The organism is Viridibacillus soli, assembly GCF_016612995.1.
Classification (GTDB): Bacteria; Bacillota; Bacilli; order Bacillales_A; family Planococcaceae; genus Viridibacillus; species Viridibacillus soli.
Map to the genome: position 1 here is coordinate 281,491 of NZ_JAEOAH010000001.1, position 21,235 is coordinate 302,725.

General features: G+C 33.8%; 20 protein-coding genes and 3 pseudogenes. 9 read left to right on the forward strand and 14 right to left on the reverse strand.

Annotation, left to right across the window (positions count from 1 at the left end; all coding sequences use genetic code 11):
• Positions 1 to 387: 387 nt before the first annotated feature.
• From argF to JFL43_RS01395, 7 genes are all read right to left on the reverse strand, one after another.
• On the reverse strand, positions 388 to 1,353 hold the full coding sequence (gene argF / locus JFL43_RS01365) for an ornithine carbamoyltransferase (RefSeq protein WP_200747605.1): 966 nt from the start codon (positions 1,351 to 1,353) through the stop codon (positions 388 to 390).
• 599 nt (positions 1,354 to 1,952) lie between these two features.
• Positions 1,953 to 2,861 (reverse strand): phosphotransferase family protein, encoded by a 909-nt coding sequence (locus JFL43_RS01370; protein ID WP_200747606.1) that lies wholly within the window; start codon positions 2,859 to 2,861, stop codon positions 1,953 to 1,955.
• Positions 2,862 to 3,086: 225 nt separating this feature from the next.
• Positions 3,087 to 3,608 carry a streptothricin N-acetyltransferase SatA gene (satA, locus tag JFL43_RS01375; RefSeq protein ID WP_200747607.1) on the reverse strand — a complete coding sequence of 174 codons (522 nt, stop codon included), beginning with the start codon at positions 3,606 to 3,608 and terminating at the stop codon, positions 3,087 to 3,089.
• Between the two features lie 80 nt (positions 3,609 to 3,688).
• A complete protein-coding gene (locus tag JFL43_RS01380) occupies positions 3,689 to 3,931 on the reverse strand; it encodes a hypothetical protein (RefSeq protein WP_100794480.1) in 243 nt (80 codons plus the stop codon).
• Between the two features lie 14 nt (positions 3,932 to 3,945).
• Positions 3,946 to 4,233: a hypothetical protein gene (locus tag JFL43_RS01385; RefSeq protein WP_200747608.1), complete on the reverse strand. Its 288-nt coding sequence runs from the start codon at positions 4,231 to 4,233 to the stop codon at positions 3,946 to 3,948.
• A 128-nt stretch (positions 4,234 to 4,361) separates the two neighbouring features.
• Entirely contained in the window at positions 4,362 to 5,450 is a 1,089-nt protein-coding gene (locus JFL43_RS01390) for a M42 family metallopeptidase (RefSeq protein WP_200747609.1), read from the reverse strand.
• 71 nt (positions 5,451 to 5,521) lie between these two features.
• Positions 5,522 to 6,007 (reverse strand): dUTP diphosphatase, encoded by a 486-nt coding sequence (locus JFL43_RS01395; RefSeq protein WP_100794483.1) that lies wholly within the window; start codon positions 6,005 to 6,007, stop codon positions 5,522 to 5,524.
• 84 nt (positions 6,008 to 6,091) lie between these two features.
• On the opposite strand from JFL43_RS01395, the gene JFL43_RS01400 reads away from it, so the two are divergent.
• Positions 6,092 to 6,469 (forward strand): sigma-w pathway protein ysdB, encoded by a 378-nt coding sequence (locus JFL43_RS01400; protein ID WP_200747610.1) that lies wholly within the window; start codon positions 6,092 to 6,094, stop codon positions 6,467 to 6,469.
• A 49-nt stretch (positions 6,470 to 6,518) separates the two neighbouring features.
• On the opposite strand, the pseudogene JFL43_RS01405 reads toward JFL43_RS01400, so the two are convergent.
• Positions 6,519 to 7,621, reverse strand: a pseudogene (locus tag JFL43_RS01405) (IS3 family transposase).
• A 74-nt stretch (positions 7,622 to 7,695) separates the two neighbouring features.
• Here JFL43_RS01405 and JFL43_RS01410 point away from each other — a divergent pair.
• The 7 genes and pseudogenes from JFL43_RS01410 (at position 7,696) to JFL43_RS01440 (ending at position 14,873) form a co-directional block, all read left to right on the forward strand.
• A pseudogene (locus JFL43_RS01410) lies at positions 7,696 to 8,213 on the forward strand (IS3 family transposase).
• 176 nt (positions 8,214 to 8,389) lie between these two features.
• Positions 8,390 to 9,091, forward strand: a complete 702-nt coding sequence (locus JFL43_RS01415) for a response regulator transcription factor (RefSeq protein WP_200747611.1) — start codon at positions 8,390 to 8,392, stop codon at positions 9,089 to 9,091.
• A 2-nt stretch (positions 9,092 to 9,093) separates the two neighbouring features.
• A complete protein-coding gene (locus JFL43_RS01420; protein WP_200747612.1) occupies positions 9,094 to 10,080 on the forward strand; it encodes a sensor histidine kinase in 987 nt (328 codons plus the stop codon).
• 143 nt (positions 10,081 to 10,223) lie between these two features.
• Positions 10,224 to 10,979: an ABC transporter ATP-binding protein gene (locus tag JFL43_RS01425; protein WP_325166613.1), complete on the forward strand. Its 756-nt coding sequence runs from the start codon at positions 10,224 to 10,226 to the stop codon at positions 10,977 to 10,979.
• A complete protein-coding gene (locus JFL43_RS01430) occupies positions 10,969 to 12,939 on the forward strand; it encodes an FtsX-like permease family protein (protein WP_200747613.1) in 1,971 nt (656 codons plus the stop codon). Before JFL43_RS01425 ends, JFL43_RS01430 begins: the two co-directional genes overlap by 11 nt.
• 132 nt (positions 12,940 to 13,071) lie before the next feature.
• Complete coding sequence (locus JFL43_RS01435; RefSeq protein ID WP_325166614.1) at positions 13,072 to 14,055, forward strand: DUF418 domain-containing protein; 984 nt, start codon at positions 13,072 to 13,074, stop codon at positions 14,053 to 14,055.
• Between the two features lie 77 nt (positions 14,056 to 14,132).
• Positions 14,133 to 14,873, forward strand: coding sequence for a lipoprotein BA_5634 family protein (locus JFL43_RS01440; RefSeq protein WP_200747614.1), 741 nt, complete (start codon positions 14,133 to 14,135; stop codon positions 14,871 to 14,873).
• Between the two features lie 701 nt (positions 14,874 to 15,574).
• On the opposite strand, the gene JFL43_RS01445 is transcribed toward JFL43_RS01440, so the two are convergent.
• The 5 genes and pseudogenes from JFL43_RS01445 to hmpA all read right to left on the reverse strand — a co-directional run bounded on the left by JFL43_RS01445 (position 15,575) and on the right by hmpA (position 20,093).
• Positions 15,575 to 15,862 (reverse strand): lytic polysaccharide monooxygenase, encoded by a 288-nt coding sequence (locus JFL43_RS01445; RefSeq protein ID WP_200747686.1) that lies wholly within the window; start codon positions 15,860 to 15,862, stop codon positions 15,575 to 15,577.
• 178 nt (positions 15,863 to 16,040) lie between these two features.
• Positions 16,041 to 16,362 (reverse strand): annotated as a pseudogene (locus JFL43_RS23285) (transposase); the annotation flags it as partial.
• A gap of 166 nt (positions 16,363 to 16,528) precedes the next feature.
• On the reverse strand, positions 16,529 to 16,789 hold the full coding sequence (locus JFL43_RS01455; RefSeq protein ID WP_100798009.1) for a DUF1294 domain-containing protein: 261 nt from the start codon (positions 16,787 to 16,789) through the stop codon (positions 16,529 to 16,531).
• A 223-nt stretch (positions 16,790 to 17,012) separates the two neighbouring features.
• The gene (locus JFL43_RS01460; RefSeq protein WP_200747616.1) at positions 17,013 to 18,473 is read right to left on the reverse strand and encodes a DUF5776 domain-containing protein; all 1,461 of its coding nucleotides are present in this window, start codon (positions 18,471 to 18,473) and stop codon (positions 17,013 to 17,015) included.
• 429 nt (positions 18,474 to 18,902) lie between these two features.
• Complete coding sequence (gene hmpA, locus JFL43_RS01465) at positions 18,903 to 20,093, reverse strand: NO-inducible flavohemoprotein (protein ID WP_200747617.1); 1,191 nt, start codon at positions 20,091 to 20,093, stop codon at positions 18,903 to 18,905.
• 177 nt (positions 20,094 to 20,270) lie between these two features.
• Between hmpA and JFL43_RS01470 the strand changes: the two genes are divergently transcribed.
• Positions 20,271 to 20,714, forward strand: coding sequence for an Rrf2 family transcriptional regulator (locus tag JFL43_RS01470; protein WP_100794487.1), 444 nt, complete (start codon positions 20,271 to 20,273; stop codon positions 20,712 to 20,714).
• Between the two features lie 112 nt (positions 20,715 to 20,826).
• Here JFL43_RS01470 and rplT read toward each other — a convergent pair whose 3' ends face one another.
• Positions 20,827 to 21,186 carry a 50S ribosomal protein L20 gene (rplT, locus tag JFL43_RS01475; RefSeq protein WP_100794488.1) on the reverse strand — a complete coding sequence of 120 codons (360 nt, stop codon included), beginning with the start codon at positions 21,184 to 21,186 and terminating at the stop codon, positions 20,827 to 20,829.
• Between the last annotated feature and the right edge of the window lie 49 nt (positions 21,187 to 21,235).

A 21,235-nucleotide genomic window follows, 5' to 3' on the forward strand; every position in this document is an offset into this window, starting at 1 on the left:
CATCAGCAGACGCAAGGTCTGTCCCACTTTCAAATTTAACAGTTCTTGAATCCCAATAACCTCATGAATTAGACTAAACCAGATGTGTTACGTGAATGTTACAAAGAAACTCTAAGCTATTGTTTTTTTATTCAAACCTATTATCCAAATTACGCTAGGCAATAGTTAAGCCCCCATCTTAGTTCCTTACTTCTTAATTTTTCTAATACAAAAAAGCTTCCTATGTTCTCTAAATCACTTTCGTCAATTTCGTTGGTGAATGAAATAAAAAAAGCGATACTTCTTAGAGAAGTATCGCATCCGTTATTACAAAAAGGTAGATAGAGAATAAGTTTCCTCATTTATCTATCCTTCTCTTTTGTCTCATATCATGTGCATAATGAATACTTATCCTAAAATTGAAGCTAACACAGCTTTTTGAGCGTGTAGACGATTTTCCGCTTGCTCAAAGATAAATGAATTTGGTCCATCGATTACAGATGTTGCTACCTCTTCTTCGCGGTGTGCCGGCAAGCAGTGTAGGAACATATAGTCCGCTTTAGCGTTCGCTACTAATGCATCATTAATTTGATAATCTTTAAAATCTGCTAAACGTTTCGCAGATTCTTCTTCTTGACCCATTGAAGTCCATACATCGGTATAGATAACATCCGCATTTTTTGCTGCTTCTGTTGGATCGTATGTAAACGATACAGTACTACCATTAACCGCTGCAATTCCAGCTGCTTTTTTCATCACTGCTTCACTTGGTTCATACCCTTTAGGTGCTGCAACAACAACATCCATCCCAACATGTGCAGCCGCTACTACTAACGAATGTGCCACGTTATTGCCATCACCGACATACGCAAGTTTCAAGCCCTTGACAAGGCCTTTTTCTTCCGCAACTGTTTCTAGGTCAGCCAATGCTTGACATGGGTGTGCAAGGTCCGTTAAGCCGTTTATAACCGGAATCGATGCATGCTCTGCTAATTCTTTCACCATCTCATGTGAATTAGCACGAATCATAATACCATCTAAATAACCTGATAATACATGTGCAGTATCATGGACAGATTCACCACGTCCGATTTGTAAGTCACGTGCATGCATGAACATCCCTTTACCACCTAGTTGGTTCATACCGACTTCAAATGAAATACGAGTACGTGTTGAATGCTTCTCGAAAATCATGCCCAGCGTTTTACCTTCTAATAATGGTGGACATTTACCTTCTTTTGTAATGATTTTCAACTGAATCGCAAGATCTAATAAACCTTGAATTTCCTCACTTGTATAATCTATAAGAGAAATTAAATCTTTGTCTTTCAAACTATCCACTAACTTTAATTGTACTAATTCTAAAAGTTTCATATGATCTCTCCCAATACTTTTTATTGTTAATGCCCATTATACATATGCATAAATATTAAATCAATTGTATTTTTATGTTTTTTCCAAAAAAACAAACTCCTTTACTCGTATGAGCAAAGGAGCTTCGATTAATCGTTATTCAAAAATAATTTTATTCACTGTTTCACGGTCTAATTTCTTAATCACTTCAATGATTAATTTGACTGTGTTTTCAAAGTCATCACGATGCAATATCCCTGCATTACATTCACAGAAATATTTATTTACACTGTATAAATGAAGGGTTTGACTGTATTAGAGTCATAGAACAAATTCAGAACTTAGTTATTAACTATCTTATTACTTCAAACATTTCTATAGTTAAATGTAAAGTTATTGAATACTTAGAAATTCAACCCCAAGTTACGGTGATGAACCCTTTTATTTAACTTTGTATTATTATATTTCTCTTTATAAATGAATAAAAGAAACTTAGAATACACACTAAAAATTGATTAACAAATTCAGTATTAGTGAATATTACTTATATTAATAACACTTTAGTTCTGCATTTAAATTATTATTGAACTAACGCCCCTGTTAGTTCAATAATAATTTGACTATAAGGTATTGTTTATTTCTTGACTTAGAAAACGAACCCGCTTGAAATAGTAATCCCTTTTAACAGAATCATTTATGTACGAAGTGAATAATATCGATAACATTAAAGCAGTATCAAGTCGATAAATTGATTGTATTACTTCATCAGTATTTTCAATAATGTCTACATCGTCGTAACCTTTTAGAAATTCTTCCTCGATTAACTCTTTCGATTCAGAAATTCTCATTAACTCCATAATTGGGTTACCAATGTATGCATTATCCCAATCTATAATCCCTTTAATAATCCCATTTTCCCTTATTAAATTTGGTGGTCTAACATCAAGGTGGAGTAAGGAGTTCTCTGTTTGTGATGAGTTCAGAATTGCTTCCATTTCCTCTGAACTAGGAATAATGATACTATTATTTATCAGTTTACTTAGTGAATGAACACGTTCTGTTATTCTGTGTGAAATAATATTCGTTAATGTTCGTTCTTTCTGGTCAATAATTGATAAATCATCCAACGGTATTTTATGTATTTTAGATGTGAGTTTTCCAACATCATAGGAAGGTATCTCTTTGGCATCTCCCGATACAAAATCAGATACTAAAAAGTTAATTTCTTCACCTAAATAAAGCTTATGAACTTTTGGTACTAGGATATATTTGTGACAATGTTCGCAGATAGTTGCTTCTTTTTTCAATGATATCATGCCACTTAAATTTATATCATTCAAGTTTCCTTCTGTTCTCCAAGGAGTTCTAATAGCAAGCATTCCTAAGTTTTTTTCTCTAATCAAAAAAACAGCGTTATTAACTCCATTACTTATAAATTTGATTTCTTCAATCTGCCATTCCAGAACGTTGTTTAAAACATTAGCAATGCTGACTCTTAACGTTTCGATTTTTTTATTTGTTAATCTCATAGACCAAACCCCTTTTTAGTCAGACAGTAATCAATATTTCATCTATTACCATAACATTCTTATTTAGTAAACTTCCCTGTTAATTGAATAAGAAAAAAGAGCCGTCCGAACAGCTCAACAATCTTCCACTAAAGTATCCGTTTGCGACATTTCGAGTTTCCATCACTCATTAGCTTATTATCCGTTAAATAGTCCTTCTTTATCCTAATTTCCTCCACTATGAAACTAAAATTTGTAATACCAAAAAATTGCTATTTCATTAGCTGTCGGAAAGTTCGAATATAGCATAGTATCAACTGAACCGATTACAAAATTGCTTCTAGCATAGAAACGGCAAGCTGAGACATTAACATCTTGTGTTTCAAGCATAAGACCACCAAAGTTATTCTCCTTTGCCCACTCAATAGCTTTATTTAGTAATTCTGTTCCAACACCATTTTCCCTATAATCTTTTGCAACAGCAATGTCCTCAATAAGTGCATCTCCATTCCAATTAGAACGAATCTTAATCTGACCTATGCAGTTGTTTTCAACGTAATAAAAAAATACAACTTTCCCCTCTTCTTCAATATAACTGATATCAATTTCATCATCTTCATATTTCTTGAAATAAGGTTCAGAAAATACCTCCTCTGTATATTTCCAAACATTGTTTTCATATGTAGGTATAATTCTCCCCGAAACAATGAAACCTTCGTTTGATTTATTAAAATCCTTCATATTAAATTGTGTCATTTTAATTATCATCTCAATCTCCTTCTAAACGAAATTATATGTAATGCAGTTCATATTACATCCTTATTTTCCCATTTAATAATCGCTTCCGATTACGCTTTAAATATTTCCTTCAATTTTTTCTTACTTATGAACCAAGTTAATATCGTTAGAACAAGTAGTATGATTGGAGTCAAACCAACATATTTCCAAGCATTATTCGCCCCTGAAAAATAATATGCTATCGGTATGAATGTAATTGTGCTAATTAATAAGAATACCCAAGATTTTTTTACACTACCTACTATTAAAGCAACAATTGAAACAAATAATGAAAGTTGCCATAAGAATAACATTTTATCACCTCTATTTATTCAAAATAATATTTCCATCTAATATTAACTAAGTTAAATTGTTTTTCATAATTGTATTCGCCGATTGTACGTGATCTTAATTCACTTAACTCCATTTTATTAACAACTTTCAAAGCACTATCAATCGTAATAGCATTGATGTTTTGTTTTTGTTTTTGTTGTTGTTGAGGATAAGGTGTAATTGGTTTTGATTTTATTTTAGGTAATGGTTGTCCTCTTGAACTTGACAATTGTACAAGCGCATTATTTACCTTTACGTTAAATATCCCTAATTTTCTTGACAAAAAAATACCCCCTAATGTAAGTGTTAGAAGGTAGTTAGTATCTAAGTTTTAATAGAATTTATGAAAGTGAAAAAAACAAATGGTTTTCCATCTGTTCTTTCCCCTTCATACGTTGTTCTATTACCCTTTTATTCAAAGATGATTTTATTCACTGTTTCACGGTCTAATTTTTTAATCACTTCAATGATTAATTTGACTGTGTTTTCAAAGTCATCACGATGCAATATCCCTGCATTTGAATGAATGTAACGTGTCGCAATTCCAATTGATAATGCTGGTACGCCATTAGCAGTTAAATGAATGGAACCTGCATCTGTTCCGCCTCCAGGAATTGCTTCATATTGGAATGGAATGCCACTTTCGTTTGCAGTATCCACAACAAGGTCACGTAAACCTTTATGTGAAATCATTGAAGCATCATAAATAATAATTTGCGGGCCAGCACCCATTTTACTTGTAGATTCTTTTGATGTAATTCCTGGTGTGTCTCCAGCGATACCTACATCCACAGCAAAACCAATGTCAGGTTGAATTTTATGAGTTGCTGTTTTAGCCCCGCGTAAACCAACCTCTTCTTGTACAACCCCACATCCATACACAATATTCGGATGTTTTTCGTCTTTTAGCCCTTTTAATACTTCAATAGCTATGGCACAGCCAATACGGTTATCCCATGCTTTTGCTAGTAAATGCTTTTCATTTTTCATCACTGTAAATTCGAAATACGGTACGACCATATCACCCGGTAAGATTCCCCAACCTTCAGCTTCTTCTTTTGAAGCAGCGCCGACGTCGATGAACATATCTTTGATTTGGAAAGCTTTGTTACGTACTTCTGCTGGTAAAATATGCGGTGGTTTAGAGCCGATTACACCGATAATTGTTTCGCCGTTACGTGTAATGACTTGCACACGTTGCGCTAGCATTACTTGTGACCACCAACCACCGATTGTTTGGAATTTTAAGAAGCCTTTGTCGTCGATTTGAGTAACCATGAAGCCAATTTCATCTAAGTGGCCTGCTACCATGATTTTTGGACCATTCGCATCACCGACTTTTTCAGCGATAACACTACCTAAATTGTCACTATCCATTCTGTCAGCGAAAGGCTCGATGTATTTTTTCATAACCTCACGTGCTTCACGTTCATTACCTGAAACAGCACGAGCATCAGTTAATATTTTTAACATCTTTAACGTTTCATCCAATTGTTGCATTACTTCGACCTCCTAAATATTCGATTCAAAGACTATTATAATCTAAAAATATAATATTTTCAAAAAATATATTAGTAGCCATTACGTTGACGCTCATAGTTTTTTTCGTTTTTCGCGATATAAGCTCCCACGATATCCTGCGCGGTAAAATCAAGTGCCTCCGCAAGTGCCCCGTATAAAATCCAAGCCTCTTCATATTGCGCTCTCTCAGGTTTCTGAATGAAGTTTAAAACAGCCGCTTCTGTTTGAATGAATAGATCTGTCATATCACCTTCGCGTTTAGCAGTTGGCCACTCTTCTAAATCATCAAAGCCTTTTTTAATACCTAATGATAATAAAAAGTGAATCGAATCCACGAATTCCTCTAAGATGATCGAACGCTCAGAAGGCCCCTTTGTACTCCAAAATTTAAAGCATCTCGTTTCATTCGCAAGCTCTCCTAATTCAACGAGCAATGCTAAACCTTTTTCACGGAATACATCCTTTGTAATATGCTGTGTTTCTTCAATAAATGCATCAAGTTGCTGCTGCATTGTAAAAAGTTTTTGTAAATTCATTTTAATTCCCCTAACATTTTTGAAACTTTTCAACCTTCTCTATCGTATAGGAAAGGATAATGTTTGTACAAGGGGGAACTGTAGATGATTGTTCTCATTCGTGTGTTATTAGTTGCGCTCATTTTATATGTTATGTATAAAGTCATTCGTTACTTTTTTAATCCAAAACGAAAATTCGATGATGCGGTGCAACGTAGAAGCTATTATTTCTATGATGATTTTAAAAATGCACGGAAAAACTTTTTTATTTCATATAAAGGGGCTATGTTTGAAGGCGAAAAATATTTAGGTACGGTAAATGACACATTAGATGTTGTCTCCATTTTCATTGATACTAAAAATATTATGGAACTACAAGGCCTAAAGAGAGATGATTTCCTTTTTTTAGAAAGTGAAATCCATCGCCATTATCCGACTGCAACAATTAGCTGGAAAAATCCAATTGAACAACTGATGAAGTAAAAAAAGCGGAACGTCTACTTGAGACTGACTCCTGTAAGTAAGACAGGGATCATAAAAGCATGTATCCAGCCAGTTGTCGGTATTGCACCGGCGGACTGGTTGTTTAGTTTTGTTTGAATTCGGAAATAATAAGTTATATAGTCTTTGACGGTTTGTTCTACGATTGCAGTCATAGTACTTCTTAAGCTGTCTAAGTAGAACGTTTCAGACTTTAATGCGGAATGCAACGATCCGATGGGGGCATTATCAGCGGGTGTACCTTTACGGGACATGCTAATGTCTTTTCCTTTGCTAGCTTGTTGATATCGATAAGACGTGTATACAGAACCTTGGTCGCTATGTAGCGTACATTCTTCTGGCAAAGAACCAAGCTGAGATACGGTATCCAACACGGAATCAATATCCTGGAAATCTCCAATTGAATACGCAATAATCTCGCCGTTAAATAGATCTTGCATACTTGAAAGATACAATGGTTTCTGACCAAATGGCAAGTAAGTAATATCGGTTACGAGCTTCCGCAAAGGCGTTGTTGCCTCGAAATTACGTTTCAATAAATTATCTGCAATGTAGTAAGGTTGTCCAGTTTGTTTACGTTTCTTCACTTTCACTCGACATTTCCAACTATATTTTGCATCACACGCTGCACGACTTTGTGATTCATTCTTATTTCTTGCCGTAAGAGTGCGGTAATTTTTCGATAACCATACCGGAAATTATGTTCACGACAGAGTTCATCAATACGTCGCTCAATTGCCTGACGAGACCTTACTTCAGTAGATACCTGTTTCCAACGATAGTAGGTAGATCTGGCAATCTCTAGTGCACATACATCCTTCGCACTCATCATTTCTTTTATTGCCTCCACTAGCTGTACAGCTACTTCTCCAACCACTCCCTCTCCAACTCTGCGTACTTTTTTAGGACCTCAATCTGTTGCTTTAAATAACGATTTTCCACTTCTTGTTTATTCTCATATTTAAGACCTTTACGAAAGGAATATTGTTTACCTACAGGTTGTTCAAACCGATGTATTTCTCCGTTTTTATACCAACACATCCACGTTTCCACTTGTGTTTTATGGCGTATATTTAATTCATTTAAAACGTATTTCATTGGTTTACCGGCTAATCTCATCTCACTCGCTTTCATTTTTAGTCTACACTTAGTTCGACAGTAAAATTAAGGGCAAGTAGAATAATAGATAACAAGAAGGAGAATCTACTATGTCCAGTAAAAGAAGAACGTTTTCAACAGAGTTTAAAAAACAAGTGGTGGCCCTATATGAAAATGGAAAAAGCCGTCAAGATATTGCCCAAGAATATGAATTAACCGCGTCTGCTTTAGACAGATGGATTACGCAATTCAAACAGTCAGGCTCCTTTAAAGAGAAAGACAACCGACCTTCGGTAGAGCAAGAACTGATTGACTTGCGTAAGAGAAATAAACAACTCGAAATGGAAGTCGACATTTTAAAGCAAGCCGCGCTGATCATGGAAGTAAGTTCAAGATTAAACGATCTCTGAGCCAAAAAGGGAACCCTTATGATAATGCGGTGGCAGAGGCGACGTTTAAGGTTTTAAAAACAGAACTCATCAACGGATCGCACTACCCTACCCTTGAACAGCTGTCTCTTGAACTTTTCGATTATGTCAATTGGTACAATAATATTCGGTCGCACAGCAAACTATGCTATCTAAGTCCGGTCACTTATAAAAACTTAGCCCTTAAAAAAGTTGTTTGATTTAGTGTTGACATACCAATTAATAAAAAACAACAGATATACGCTTTATTTGATATTAATTGCATTTAAGGGTGTATGTAAGATATCATCTCTTTTAAATAAAATAACTTAAAAATTAAATATAAAAAGCCAAACGAACTTAAAAAAATCACACTTAAAATAGAGGAGAGTACGATATGAATACAATCATGATTGTAGAAGATGATATAAAAATTGCTGAATTACTGGGAACTCATATTAAAAAATACGGATATCAAAGTATTATTATAGAGGATTTTGAAAATATCTTAGATACATTTCAAAAGATTAAACCAGATTTAGTGCTATTAGATGTAAATCTGCCTAATTTTGACGGCTATTATTGGTGCCGCCAAATACGAGCTATTTCTACTTGTCCAATTATATTTCTATCTGCCAGGAGTGGGGAGATGGATCAGGTTTTGGCTTTAGAAAATGGTGGTGATGACTACATTACGAAACCTTTTTATTATGAGGTTGTAATGTCTAAAATCCGTAGTCAACTCAGAAGAGCATACGGTGAATATGCTCCAAAAGTAAAAGAACGAATAGTTGAGCAATCAGGGTTATTCCTGTTCCCAGAAAGAATGGAACTTCAACTAGATGATAAGACCGTTTTACTTACCAATAAAGAAACAGCTTTATTAGAAATATTGATAACAAAATCTCCACTTCTTGTAAAACGTGAAGTAATTTTAGAACAATTATGGGATAGTACGTATATAGATGAGAATACATTAAGTGTGAATATAGGTAGGATTAGAAAAAAATTAAAAGAATTGGGTATCGAGAATACGCTCGAAACAGTTCGTGGCGCTGGATATCGCTTGCATGCTACTTGGGAGAAGGAAGGAAAGTAATAATGAAATTATTTTTACAAGAACATATTCCGCTTATTTGTTATACAATTGGCCAATTGCTTATCATCCTTTTTATTTATTGGTTTGATGGTTATCCACATATTTTGACTGCATTATATTCTGTGTTTTTGGGTATTTTTTTATTAATAGGTTATCTAATATATCGTTATTATAGTCATCGTTCATTCTACAAGCGTTTATCAACACCAATAAAAACGTTAAATGAGTCAATACAAGATAGTGATTTGACTCCATTATCAATGGCCCTAGATAAATTACTACAAACCCAATATCAATATTATCAAAACCAGTTAAAAAAATGGGAACGAAAACAACAAGAACAAATGACTTTTATGAATCAATGGGTTCATCAAATGAAAACACCTCTTTCTGTTATCGAATTAATTATACAAGATGCAGATGACTTTCGATTTGACAGTATTAATGAAGAAACGGAACGAATCCAAAAAGGATTAGAGATGGTGTTATATGTTGCTCGATTAGAAACATTTGAACAGGATTTTCATGTAGACAGAGTGCAATTATTAGAAATGATTGATTCCGTTATTCATGAAAATAAACGTCTGTTTATACGTAATTATGTGTATCCAGAAGTAAAAGTAGATCCTAACCTTACTGTAGAAACAGATAAGAAATGGTTTCGATTTATACTCAATCAAGTGCTGTCGAACGCAATTAAATATTCATCAAGTAAAAAAAAGAAAGTAATAATATCAGCGTATTCAAAGGGACGTGCAGTTATTTTAGAAGTAAGAGATTATGGGGTTGGTATCCCTACAGCTGATTTACCACGTGTTTTTCATCCATTTTATACTGGAGAAAACGGTAGGAAATTTAAAGAGTCTACAGGAATGGGATTATATCTTGTTAAAGAAGTATGTGGAAAATTAAATCATAAGATTGAGCTAGAATCTGAGTTAAGTAAGGGAACAAAAGTTAGAATAGTATTCCCGTATGCATCTCGTTAACCGATGAAAGGAAGATTATTCATCGGTTTTTTCTTTTGAATCTTACAAACTTAATGGATAAATGTTAGGGAAATCGATATGAGACAAAATATATATTGTTTATACTTTATGTATCAAATAGAGAAATGGAAGGTGGAATATTTGTGGAGATACTAAATGTTTCGAATTTAGGGAAAATTTATAATGGAGAAATTTCATATACCGCACTATCTCATATTGATTTAAAAATAAACAAAGGTGAATTTGTAGGAATTATGGGACCATCCGGGAGTGGTAAAACAACGTTATTAAATATGGTGTCCACCATTGATGCTCCAACATCAGGAGAAGTATTAATTCATGGAGAAAACCCATATCTGTTGTCTCCAAATCAGTTGTCTTTATTTCGAAGACGTGAATTAGGGTTTGTTTTTCAATCATTTAATCTCCTTAATACATTAACAGTGAAAGAAAATATTGTTCTTCCACTTACGCTTGATGGTTTAAGCCCTAGTGTAATGAAAGGGAAAGTAGAAGCTATTGCTGAAAAACTGGGGATAACTGAAATATTAGATAAACGTACATATGAAATTTCTGGTGGACAAGCACAAAGAACAGCAATCGCACGTGCTACTATTCATAATCCGAAATTATTACTTGCGGATGAGCCCACAGGAAATCTGGATTCAAAATCTGCTTGTGATGTGATGGAACTATTGACAAGGCTTAATAAAGAAAATGACACAACGATGATGTTAGTGACACATGACGCAATGGCTGCGAGTTATTGTGATCGAATCGTGTTTATCAAAGATGGACAGTTATACAATGAGATTTATTATGGTGATAATCGCAAAGTATTCTATCAAAAAATTCTAGAGGTTTTAGCATTATTAGGAGGGAATGCATATGACTTTTAGACAGTTCGCGATTAATAACATCATTCGAAGTAAACGAACATATTTGGCCCATTTTTTAAGTAGTACGTTTGCTATTATGATTTTCTTTACTTATGCATTACTTGCATTTCATCCTAATTTACAAGGTGATCTTGCTACCAGTGTAACAATCAATACATTTGCAAAATCAGGATTACAGATATCGCAGGGATTAATATTTTTCTTTTCATTCTTCTTTATCCTATATTCTGTAAGTGCATTTTTAAAGACAAGAAAAAAAGATTTTGGAATTTTAATGCTACATGGGATGTCACGTTCACAGTTGAATAAATTAGTATTTATTGAAAATATAATAATTGGCATCGTCTCTATTTTAACAGGTATTACAATTGGGATGGCGTTCTCTAAGTTTATCTTAATTATGAGTAACAGTCTGTTACTTATTGATAAAGGACTCCCATTTTACGTACCCTTTAAAGCAATTGGAATAACATTTGGAGCTTTCTTCTTTCTATTTTTGTTAATTTCACTTTTCACCTCCCGAATGGTAAAAGTGAATCAACTTGTAGAACTTATAAAATCAGAAGAAAAACCAAAGCCTGAACCAAAAGCATCGCTTTGGTTATCTCTATTCGCACTTAGTTGCATCGGATTAGGATATACAGCTGTGTTCCATAGTGTTAAAGCAATTCATTACAAGGATATTAATTATGTATTAGTCATGATGGCGACAGGGGTGAGCTTTGTTGTACTTGGAACGTACTTCTTATTTACACAGCTCAGTGTGTATGTGCTACGTGCATTAAAGAAAAGAGAAAATATTTTCTTTAAGAAAACAAATATACTCACCATCTCAGATTTAGTGTACCAATTAAAAGATAATGCAAAAATGTTTTTTATGGTAACTATTATTTCTGCCGTTGCCTTCACTGCAGTGGGGACTTGTATGGGATTAGGAAATTCGTCCATGGCTGAATCGGATAGTCCTTTTGCATTTTCTTATAAGTCTTATAATAATAACCGTTTAGAAAAAGAGCATCTAAAACAAATAGAAAGCGAGCTCAATGATGGCGAGTTTCATTTCAAACGGGTTACTTATTCAATAAAACAAATTCGAGATACCCTCTATAACAGTATGTTCTTATCAAACGTTATAAAATTAAGTGATTATAATAAACTAGCTGAGGCATTTGGTTTTGAAGAAGAAAATTTAAAAGGTGAAAATAGTAGTTTTGTCATACCTTCGAGGCAAATTGCTAATACAAAATCAAACCCTACTAAGTTTCAATTTTTGCATGGAAATATAAAAAAAGATATGCATGTAAATAAAATACTAAAACCCGAAGAACTACAAGATACAAACCAAACAATAATTATTGTACCAGACGCTGTATATAATCAAATGATTGTGGATCCAGAGGATCACTATGGTCAACCCACTATCAATGGTTTTATTGTGAAAGATTGGGAGAAAACAAAAAAAGTTGCTGAAAAAATCGTGGCTGCTTTTCAGACAGATAATGAAGGTATAAATGAGCCTACAGTATACAACGAACAATATACATTTTCGTCTTTAATTTTAAAATGGATAGCGATGAAGCAAGGTTTTGGACTTGCATCTATCATGAGTGTATTAATAGGCATTGTTTTCTTTACGTTTGCTGCAAGCTTTTTATATTTCCGATTATACACAGACTTAGAACGAAATCAGCAGCAATATAAAATGATAGCAAAAGTTGGTTTAAGCAAACCGGAATTAAAGAAAATTGTGTCACGTCAACTTGCATTGTTATTCTTTTTACCAATTGCAATAGCGATTACACATAGTACGGTTGCTTTTATGGCCTTACAAAAGTTAGCTGATTTTTCAGTCTTGGGTAGTTCCGTAATGGTATTGATTTGTTTCTTAGTTATGCAAATTATATACTTTTACTTTGTTCGTGCTCAGTACTTAAAAAAAATGTATAAAACAATATTTTAATTTAAAGATGAGAAATAGAAAGAGAATATAGGTGTGAAAATCTCAATATTAAACAAAAAATACTCAGGTTTATTCTAATAAAAAATGCTATTGATGTCTTTTAAAGCTCATATCAATAAAAAATAAGAGAAGGTGAGAAAAATTATACTGAAAATGGAACGTATTGAAATAGTGGATTACCTACGCGGATTTGCGTTACTAGGTATTACCTTTGTAAATGTATTTCAAAATGTCACACCGATTAGCACAGATTTATACCATTACATTCATGACTTCATCAGGAATGTAATGGAAACAAAATTTATTTATATGTTTCTGTTTTTATTTGGTTTATCTTCCACACTGTTTATGTCAGGTTTGAAGACAAAAGGCGAAAAGGTAAATTTAATTTATATCCGTCGTTTGGTTGTACTTTTTTTACTCGGAGGTCTATTAACATGTATTGGGGTAACTTCAGGTGGACTATTTATGATGTACGCCGTTTTAGGGTTGATAGGATTTTTATTTCAGTACATGCCACCGATTATTAATATCTTAGTTTTTAGTAGCATTTCAATATTGACCTGGTTCACACGTGGAATATATATGATTGCAGAAGATCCAATCACTATTCATATTGTATCTCTAGTGAATTTATTGAGCATGTTTTCAATGGTTATTTTAGGGATGTTTTTAGGACAAATATCCTTTTTTTACAATATTAAACGATTTAAGGGAATGCTTATTACATGTTTAATGATTTTTGGTTTTTTAACATATCAGTACTATGAATCTAGAAATGATTTAGAAAGCTTAGTAATGAGTCTATTTTTCATAATTTGTTTCACAATTTTAAGTATGAGTAGCACTATAAGAAATACTCTTTCATTTTTAACAGCTTATGGTCGAATGTCCATGTCAAACTTTGTTATACACACATCGTTTATTTATTTCTATTTGAATGGCTATAAAAACGAACAACTTTCATCCCTAACCTTATTGTTGATTAGTTTTATCATTATTGTTCTACAAATTTTTTATAGCAATATATGGTTGAAATCTTTTAAAATGGGACCTCTGGAGTGGATATGGCGCTTAGGAACATACGGCAAGAAGATGAAGAATATTCAGGAATAAATATTAAATTTGGGATTATGTTGCTGTACAAGAAGCATATTTCAATTCAAAAATAATAAAAAGAAGGAGAATATAGGATGAAAAAAAGACTTGGATTATTAATAGTAGCTGGTATTTCGATTACCATGTTAGGAGCATATTCATTATTTGGTACAAAAAACTCTCCAGCAAATGGACTTGCAATAGAGGTAGGAGCGATAAACGAACAAACAAGAAATTCTATAATAGACATATACAAAGATATAACAATATCACAAGACCTATTTAAAATGAAAGAAGGGACCATAGATAATAACAAGCTCAACATAAAGCTCCCGACAGAGTTTGGGGATGCTAGGGCGGATACTCCTAGTAATTTACTATTTATAAGCAGAACAACTGCTGAAAAAATGGACAAAAAGGGACTTATACGTGAAAGAGATAATAATGGGGGGCTCACATCTTCAGTCCCTATTGATTCGTTACCAAAAATAAAAAAAGATGAAACTATCTTATTTGCAAATAAAGAATATAAAGACTTGAAAGAAATAACATTTGATGAGAAAAAAATGAATGTTCAATATAAAGGGGATGTATGGCTATCTCCATATCGTGGTGGATCCAATGTAATCCTATTAATTGTAGATGATACATTATTTGAAGAAATAAATGGGAAAGAAAAAACAAGACAATTTCTATCTTTTAATAAATCTTTTGGGAATCTTAATTTAGCCTCTCAGGGGAAAGCACCAGAATTAACAAAGGAAGTAGATAAAGTGCTAGCGGTTTTGGGCAGTGAGGAAAAGAGATCCGTCGATTTTGTAAATATTACTGAATAGTAAACAAATACTTCTATATAGAATAGAAAAAGGTAAGAGCATATTAAACGATGAATGAAAGTTCATATTGGTTCTTTCAAAGATGATTATTTTTAAGGACACAAATAAGGGGATCTAATTTTTTAGTAATAATAAAAAAATTAGATCCCCTTTTGAAATTATAACCATCATCTAAATTTACACCCTTGTTCTTCTGTGTCTAAACGTACAGTTTTCCCGAAATGATATGGTGACCCCCATCAGGTAAAACGTAAACGTCATCGAGTTCTTTCCACCTGCAGTCAATACCGATCTTGGCCGTGTAAGCCTTCATACTTTCGGTGTTCCTTTGAAATGAATTTGCCGATGCCGTCTCTAAAGAAATTGGGAATGGCAAAGAGGAAATAGGGTACGGTGGGTCAGAGAAACGCCTCCGTGCAATCAGGGATGAGTTTGAACAGGGAACCCGGCAAGCTTGGGAAGGATTTAATAGTAAAAATCCCGATTTTTTAAGGAAATGAACGACTGCTTATCATAGAATAAGAAGATTGTTCAATTGGATATTTCGGGGATGGGGGTAACACCACTTCCCCTCCGCACTTTTAGTTTGATTCTTAGCTCCAATTCTCGAAACGATAAAAAGGCTGCACGTTGCAGCCTTTATCTCGAAGTCTTTATTCTTCATTTCAAGAGATATCATTCAAAACTGCAAGAATCCATACCTACTGTTTTTCTACTAGACTAAAGGTTGGGATGGACGAGTGATAATTCGTGGCCGAAATGGACGTTCCGCCTGCATTGGCTCCACTAAACTGAACATCTATCGCATTGTAGAAGGCATTGACTGTATCCGCGACACCCCATACAGCGAAGATGACATGATATCCAGTTCGCTGAGGCACGACGACTTGATGGCTTACTTTATTGGACGGTCTTGCACCATTATCATTCTTTTCATAAAATGGGACCAATTCCAATTGATCTCTTGTAAGTGGTTTTGATGTTTCTATTTTTAATTATTTTTGAAAAAACGAATGAAAACACCTATTTTTATTCGTTTTTTTACGATTTTTTAAGGTTCGTCGTTTTATGATACAAAAACAGATGGAACGGATTTTCTTTATGTTTATTCGTACCCGCTTTCACATGAGTTGAATAGACAAAAACGTATTCTGCACTAATCTATTTCTTTTCAGCTGCCGTATTTTTAATACGATAAAATGTCTGTTCAAAACGTTGTGTCCTTGAAGCGACGCCCGTATTTTTTTCAAAAAGTCGAGAAACAAGGTACTTTATCATGAAAGCCCTAGCCTAAAAACCAACGATAGACCATATTCGTTTCAATTTCTTCAATTGTTTTACACATCGATAGAATACCAAATGTATATTGAATAATACTTAGGTGATCTACTTCATTTTTCACCAAGTCATAAATAAAAGAAAAATCTATTATTTCCTCAATTTTTCGAACTAAATGATTCGCGAATACCAGTTAATCTAAAACAATCATTTCAATTTAATCTCGCTGAATTGAAGTATACTTCGTAGCATCGCCATAACCTCTATAATTCCCTTACATATATTTCAAAACAAAAAAGACCGTAGGCACACTCGCTGAAAATGGAGTTTGTTTACAGTCTGAGCGTACTGTCAACTTGAGATAGTACGCTTTTTCATTAATAAATAACTAACGAGATGCAGGCATATACAATTGCAATTGCTGGTAAGCCAAATACAAAGGACGTATGCTTCGTTTTATGGCGGAAAATACGCATACCTATGTACGATCCGATGCCACCGCCAAATAGCGCAACAAGCCATAAAGTTCGCTCTCGTATACGCCACTCCTTATGAATAGCTCTTTGTTTGTCAAAGCCCATTAGGATAAAACCGATGATTGACATTAATGCAATCCAATATAAAATCATTGTTTCCATTGTAGTCTCCTTTTTTAGCGAATATACTTCTTTATTATAACTATAGCTTATTGCCGCTATTTTATACAAAAAAATAGAAACAGCCATGAATGATATTTCTTTTAGAGCTTGACTTATAAAAAACTTATCAATATAAAAAGACAAGAAGAAACTCGGCAACAATCGCCAGTATCCTCTTGACTATTTAAGTTAAAAGTACTTATTATATTCTTGTTCTACTCTATTATTTTGCAACAACATATGATTTGTTTGCTGTAATGTACATACCATTAGACAGCTTTAAACGTGGTGTTCCTTTCGAAGTGAATACAATACTACTTACTTTTACTGTACTACCTTTTGTAATAGCTTTACCTTTATTGCTTGTAGTGAAATTTGTACTGCGATATTGGTAAACTGTTGATTTTGTTTTTATACTACCTGGATTGGTATATATATAGTTTTCAATAGATGATGTTAAAGGTAGGACATAATTTTTTTTCGCGGTAATGTAAGAGCCCGAAATTGTTTTTAATCTAGGTGTACCGCCTGTAGAATATGCAATATCATTAATTGTTAAAACAGAATTCTTCTTCACACCAGTTAATTTATTTGAAGTTGTTAAATTTGTACTGCTGTAAGCATTTAACCCTTTTTTTATAAGGACCTTTTTAGGAACTGTTGTGTAATATTGATCAATACTTGAAGTTAATTTCAAAACAAACTCTTTATTTGCAGTAATATATTTTCCGTTTGTTAGTTTTAAACGTGGTGTACCTTTTGAAGTTTTCTCAATCCCCGATACATTTACAACTGTATTTTTACTCAATGCTGCTCCTCTATATTCAGCTGTTAAGCTTGTTGAGCTGTATTGATAGACTTTTTTCTTTACGACAATCTTTTTAGGGTTAGTTGTATAATATGTCGCCTTATTTGCTGTTTCTACATCCGCAGCATCTGTAAAGTAATTCAGTGGTGTGTTTGGATTTAAACGATTTAAATCGACATAAGTCGAAATACCAGGGACGATTCCCTTATCAGTATATTGCCATAAATTATACTTAAAATCAGGTACCGTGTTTGTATTGTTGTATCTTGGAATCCAAACAAAATCAAATTTTGATGTGTCAATATTTAATTGATTGTATAGATGGTGAGCGATGTAAACGCCAATTTTTTTGTCTGTTTTCGTACGTAGTTGTTTCACATACGCATTGATGATTTCTCTCATACTTTCACCAGAAGTACTCGTAAATTCTTCTACATCTAAGACATAGAAATTTGCGTCTTTACTAGCACGGTTATAAAAGGTGTTAGCCTCTGCTTTCGCATCTGCAGTAGATTCAGCTAGACTATATGAATAAACACCAAAAGGTACGCCATACTTAAGAGCACCCGCTTCATATTCTTTATGTTTCGTATCTTCTAAGATTGAACCATACTGGGTACGAATAATCACTAAATCTAGTACCTTACTTGCTGTTGCCCAATCGATTGTACCTTGCCATTTTGAAATATCTGCAATAACAGGCTCAGCAGATTTTACTTTCAAATTGAACTTATCCTTAACTTCAGATTCTGTTTCCCATTTCGTTTTACTATCTGGATTAGCAGGTCCTAGTTCATCTGCCGAAATAGTTTGGGCTGCCACTAAGAAGACGGCAACTAGGCATAACAATGTTGTTAAATAACGTAGTTTTTTCATTATTGTATAGCTCCTTATGTATTTTCGAGCCATTTCGATAAGTTTTGTAACAACCTAGTAAATAGCCTCCTCAAGCATAACAAAGACTCTATAACAAAATGAACACAACTTCACATCAATTCCTTTACGAATCTTACATTCCTTTAACAGTTACATATCATGATAGCCTTAAAATGTTATATTTCAACTAAATCAGATAACAATATACATATAAAGATTGATTATACTTATTAATACATTTGATAGAGATAAAAACCTATGCATAGCTTTTTCCAATTACAGTTATTTTCATTATTTTATTCAATTCTATAATCTGAATTAACCAATAAAGCAAATGACACTTTTGTTAGTTTAGTTTATAACATTTCTGCATCAAAAAAACACTAAAAACACCGTTAGTAGCTCCACTACTAACGGTGTTTCATGTTCTTATGCTTGTACTTTTACTTGTAATTGCATTGCTGGGCCGAAAAATTCAAAATGTACTTGTGATTCTTTGAAGCCTAATGCATATAAATCATTGATGACAGCTTCCATAAATCCAACTGGTCCACATACATAAACCTTGCTCTCTAAAGCTATATTTTGTTTTATGAATCCACGATTGATAATGCCCTCTGGTTCATTAGAGTTCAATTTAATATAAGCTGCATTTGGCATTTTCTCTAATCTTTCTTGGATCTCTGTATCAAATGCATGTAGGTTTTCAGAACGCGCGCAGTGGATAAATGCGGTTTTTCGCTCAGCATCTGTAGTTGCGATTGTCTCAAACATGCTCATTAATGGTGTAATACCCACGCCACCACTTATGAATGCTACTGGTGCTTTTGAAGTTGTATCTAAATGGAATTCGCCAGCCGGAGCACTTACTTTTAATGTGTCCCCTTCTTGCAACTGTTCATGTAAGTAAACAGATACAATACCACTCGGGTTTCCTTCATCTTCGCGTTTTACTGAAATACGATATGCATCTTCACCAGCAGCTTGAGATAAGCTATATTGACGATTATGCAAGTATTTTTCACCTGGAATTGTTACTTGGACTGTAATATATTGACCTGGTTTGTATGCAGGCAATTTTTTATCATCCGCTGCTTTTAAATAAAATGAAACGATCTTGTCGTTTTCCTGTACTTTCTTAGTAACAATAAATTCTTTAAAATAGCGCCAGCCACCTTCTTGTGTTTCAGCTTCTTTATATAATGCTTCCTCTGTCTGGATAAATACATCTGCAATAACGCCGTATGCTTCTCCCCAAGCTTGGATAATTTCATCTGTAGCCGCATCGCCAAGTACTTCTTTAATAGCTTTTAGTAAAAATTCACCAACAATCGGATAATGCTCTGCTTTAATACCTAAACTGCGGTGTTTTTGAGCGATTTGTTGAACTACTGGAATAATGGCCGATAAGTTTTCAATATGAACCGCTGCCGCATATACAGTGTTTGCTAAAGCCGCTTGTTGACGCCCTTTAGATTGGTTTGCATGATTAAAGATATTTAATAATTCAGGATGTGCTTCGAATAGATTATGATAAAACACCTTTGTAATGGCATTGCCATGTACTTCTAATACTGGTGCTGTTGATTTTACAATTTTGATTGTTGATGCAGATAACATATTAATCACTCCTTTTTCTTTATATCTATAACTTACGCTTATTCTTCGATTAAAGCAATATATAAAATACATCTTTAACACAAAAGACACATTTAAAATACATCTTTTATATTTTAGACACATTTCTACGTTTTTCACCCTCATGGTATAATAAAGAAAGAAATGGTGGTGAATCAAATGCGTTTAACTTTGTATACTGATTATTCTCTACGCGTCCTACTGTATGTTGGCGCGAGGAACATTGAAGATCTGTCGACAATTAAAGAAATTTCTGAGGCTTATGGTATTTCTAAAAACCATTTGATGAAAGTAACGCATGAACTTGGAAAACTCGGGTATATTGAAACAGTTCGTGGCAGAGGTGGCGGTATTCGTTTAGCTATGAAGCCAGAGGATATTGTGATTGGAAAACTCGTCCGCCAAACAGAAGAGGACTTCTATCTTGTTGACTGCTTTAATCCGGAATCTGTTGGCTGTATTATTTCCCCTGTTTGTAGTTTAAAGGGTGCCCTAAATCGTGCATTACATGCATATATAGCAGTTCTTGATGAATATACATTAAATGATTTTCTACATTCCAAAGAGGAACTAGCTGCATTATTATTTCCTGAGCAAAAATAAAAAGAGATAATCTTCATAATCGACAAGCGATTAGAGATTATCTCTTTTTTGCATAAAAAAACTCATGAATCAAGTGATCCATGAGTTTTGAGATCATGCTACGAGGCATGAATTATTTTGCGATTGCTTGTTTAGCAGCATCTGCTAATTGAGCGAATGCTTGTGCATCAGTTACTGCAAGATCAGCTAACATTTTACGGTTAACTTCGATTTCAGCAAGTTTTAAACCGTGCATTAAACGGCTGTATGAAAGACCATTAATACGCGCTGCTGCGTTGATACGAGTGATCCATAATTTACGGAAATCACGTTTCTTTTGACGACGGTCACGATATGCATATTGACCTGACTTCATTACTGCTTGGTTAGCTACTTTATATAGAGTATGTTTAGAACCATAATAACCTTTAGCTAATTTTAAAACCTTTTTACGACGCTTGCGCGTTACTGTACCGCCTTTTACGCGTGGCATAGTGATTACCTCCTGCTATTCATATAATATGAATTTTATGTTTTAGAAT

Excerpts from the sequence above, each read along its gene's own strand:
- JFL43_RS01395 (WP_100794483.1), bottom strand. The coding sequence starts at position 6,007 with ATGAATTTACAAAAACTTTTTACAATGCAGCAGCAACTTGATGCATTT.
- JFL43_RS01455 (WP_100798009.1), bottom strand. The coding sequence starts at position 16,789 with ATGGAAACAATGATTTTATATTGGATTGCATTAATGTCAATCATCGGT.
- JFL43_RS01440 (WP_200747614.1), top strand. The coding sequence starts at position 14,133 with ATGAAAAAAAGACTTGGATTATTAATAGTAGCTGGTATTTCGATTACC.
- JFL43_RS01380 (WP_100794480.1), bottom strand. The coding sequence starts at position 3,931 with ATGTTATTCTTATGGCAACTTTCATTATTTGTTTCAATTGTTGCTTTA.
- JFL43_RS01430 (WP_200747613.1), top strand. The coding sequence starts at position 10,969 with ATGACTTTTAGACAGTTCGCGATTAATAACATCATTCGAAGTAAACGA.
- JFL43_RS01460 (WP_200747616.1), bottom strand. The coding sequence starts at position 18,473 with ATGAAAAAACTACGTTATTTAACAACATTGTTATGCCTAGTTGCCGTC.
- JFL43_RS01470 (WP_100794487.1), top strand. The coding sequence starts at position 20,271 with ATGCGTTTAACTTTGTATACTGATTATTCTCTACGCGTCCTACTGTAT.
- satA (WP_200747607.1), bottom strand. The coding sequence starts at position 3,608 with ATGATAATTAAAATGACACAATTTAATATGAAGGATTTTAATAAATCA.
- JFL43_RS01400 (WP_200747610.1), top strand. The coding sequence starts at position 6,092 with ATGATTGTTCTCATTCGTGTGTTATTAGTTGCGCTCATTTTATATGTT.
- JFL43_RS01415 (WP_200747611.1), top strand. The coding sequence starts at position 8,390 with ATGAATACAATCATGATTGTAGAAGATGATATAAAAATTGCTGAATTA.
- JFL43_RS01390 (WP_200747609.1), bottom strand. The coding sequence starts at position 5,450 with ATGCAACAATTGGATGAAACGTTAAAGATGTTAAAAATATTAACTGAT.
- argF (WP_200747605.1), bottom strand. The coding sequence starts at position 1,353 with ATGAAACTTTTAGAATTAGTACAATTAAAGTTAGTGGATAGTTTGAAA.
- JFL43_RS01370 (WP_200747606.1), bottom strand. The coding sequence starts at position 2,861 with ATGAGATTAACAAATAAAAAAATCGAAACGTTAAGAGTCAGCATTGCT.
- rplT (WP_100794488.1), bottom strand. The coding sequence starts at position 21,186 with ATGCCACGCGTAAAAGGCGGTACAGTAACGCGCAAGCGTCGTAAAAAG.
- hmpA (WP_200747617.1), bottom strand. The coding sequence starts at position 20,093 with ATGTTATCTGCATCAACAATCAAAATTGTAAAATCAACAGCACCAGTA.
- JFL43_RS01420 (WP_200747612.1), top strand. The coding sequence starts at position 9,094 with ATGAAATTATTTTTACAAGAACATATTCCGCTTATTTGTTATACAATT.